Source organism: Jeotgalibacillus marinus (assembly GCF_040801915.1).
Lineage (GTDB): Bacteria > Bacillota > Bacilli > Bacillales > Jeotgalibacillaceae > Jeotgalibacillus > Jeotgalibacillus marinus.
Window position 1 is genome coordinate 1 of record NZ_JBFMIA010000222.1, and the last position, 253, is coordinate 253.

Sequence of the window (253 nt, forward strand, 5' to 3'; positions counted from 1 at the left end):
AGGGGAGAGAGGAAAAAGAGGGGAGGAGGAAGAAGAGGGGAAGAGGGGGGAAGAGGAGAGAAAGGAAGAAGAGAAGAGAGAGAAGAGAAGGAGAAAAAAGGAGAGAAAGGGAGAAAGAAAGAGGGGGAGAGGGGGAGGGAAAGGGGAGGAAAAAGGGGGGGAAAAGGGGGAGAAAAAGGGGGGAAGAGGGGGAAGAGGGGAGGGAGGAAAAAGAAAAGAGAAGAGGGAAGGAAGAGGAAAGGAAGGAGAAGAA

The 253-nt window shown here is 52.2% G+C and carries 1 protein-coding gene; it reads left to right on the top strand.

Translation table 11 applies throughout. The features are described 5' to 3' along the window. Window positions 1-253 (top strand): hypothetical protein (locus AB1471_RS19050; RefSeq protein WP_367781018.1); only part of this gene is annotated, 253 nt, incomplete at both ends.